Origin of the sequence: Streptomyces cinereospinus (genome assembly GCF_042430725.1) — a bacterium.
Classification (GTDB): domain Bacteria; phylum Actinomycetota; class Actinomycetes; order Streptomycetales; family Streptomycetaceae; genus Streptomyces; species Streptomyces cinereospinus.
This window is the reverse complement of sequence record NZ_JBHMCY010000179.1, coordinates 1-1,433: the sequence shown is the minus strand read 5'-3', so window position 1 is coordinate 1,433 and position 1,433 is coordinate 1. Positions and strand designations below refer to the sequence as shown.

The following is a 1,433-nucleotide window of genomic DNA, read 5'->3' as shown; positions in this document are numbered from 1 at the left end:
TAGTAGTGCTTGGTCAGGTCGGCGTGTCCTTCGGTTCGGTGTGGCGTTGAAGGGGTGTGACTCCGGACGAGATGGCTGCGGTGCGTGGTGAGTTGGAGGCGTTCGCGGAGGAGGTGTTCGAGCCGTTCGCGCGCAGGGACCAGCGCCGGTGGGGGCAGGTCTACCTGCGAGGGCTGCTGACTGACGGGCGGCGCAAGTCCGTCGAGCCGATGGCCGCCCGGCTCGGGGCTGACGGCAACCGTCAGGCGCTGGCCAACTTCATCACCACCAGCCCTTGGAACCCGGCCCGCATCCGGGCCCAGCTCGCCTGGCGGATGGAAGCGGCGATCGAGCCCGAGGCACTGGTCTTCGACGACACCGGGTTCCTGAAGGACGGGACCGCCTCGGCGTGTGTGTCGCGGCAGTACACCGGCACCGCCGGCAAGGTCACCAACTGCCAGGTGGGCGTCTCACTCCACCTCACCTCCCACCACGCCTCGGCTGCGGTCAACTGGCGGCTGTTCCTGCCTGAGACCTGGGACCCCGCCTCAGCGAAGGCCGATGCGGGCAAGGTCGCTCGCCGTACCACCTGCGGCATCCCCCCGGATGTCGGGCATGTGGAGAAGTGGCAGCTGGCCCTGGACATGCTCGATGAGACCCGCTCCTGGGGCATCGAGGTGCCACTGGCCATCGCGGACGCCGGGTACGGCGACGCCACGGCCTTCCGGCTCGGCCTGCAGGCCCGGGGTCTTCACTACGTGGTGGGGATCTCCACCACCATGTCGGCACAACCCGCCGACGCGGTCCCGGTGTGCAAGCCGTACTCGGGAAACGGACGCCCGCCGGTGCCGAAGTACCCCGACCCTGCCAGGTCGGTGAAAGAGCTGGTCACCGCGGCGGGCCGGAAGGCCGCACGGCCGGTGCAGTGGCGGGAGGGATCCCGGCGCGGCAGCGGCCGCTCCGGCTTCAGGCGGATGTACTCCCGCTTCGTGGCCCTGCGTATCCGGCCTGCCGGACGCGAGATGCGCCAGGCCGCCGGCAGCCCGGAACTGCCCGAGTGCTGGCTGCTGGCCGAGTGGCCCGCGGGGCAGAGCGAGCCGGTCCAGTTCTGGCTGTCCGACCTGCCCTCCGACACCCCGCTGACCACCCTGGTCCGGCTCGCCAAGCTCCGCTGGCGCATCGAGCACGACTACCGGGAGATGAAGCAGGCCCTGGGCCTGGCCCATTTCGAGGGCCGAACCTGGGGCGGCTGGCACCACCACGTCACCCTCGTCTCCGTCGCGCACGCCTTCTGCACGCTGCAGCGACTGGCCCGTGCCCCAAAAGACGCGGCGCCGGCTTGAGCCTCTACCAAGTCGTCCGCGAGCTACAGACACTTCTCGCAACCTGGACCGGCGCCTGCCCCACCTGCCACCGCGACATACCGCCCCCGACACCCACATGACCAAGCACTA

1 protein-coding gene is annotated in these 1,433 nt (G+C 70.2%); it reads left to right on the top strand.

Annotated features, from left to right (window positions below):
* The first annotated feature begins 71 nt into the window (after positions 1–71).
* On the top strand, positions 72–1,322 hold the full coding sequence (locus tag ACFF45_RS35385) for an IS701 family transposase (protein WP_381351147.1): 1,251 nt from the start codon (positions 72–74) through the stop codon (positions 1,320–1,322).
* Positions 1,323–1,433 lie beyond the last annotated feature (111 nt).

Bases quoted from the DNA above. Each gene is read 5' to 3' on its own strand.
- ACFF45_RS35385 (WP_381351147.1), top strand. From the start codon at position 72: ATGGCTGCGGTGCGTGGTGAGTTGGAGGCGTTCGCGGAGGAGGTGTTC.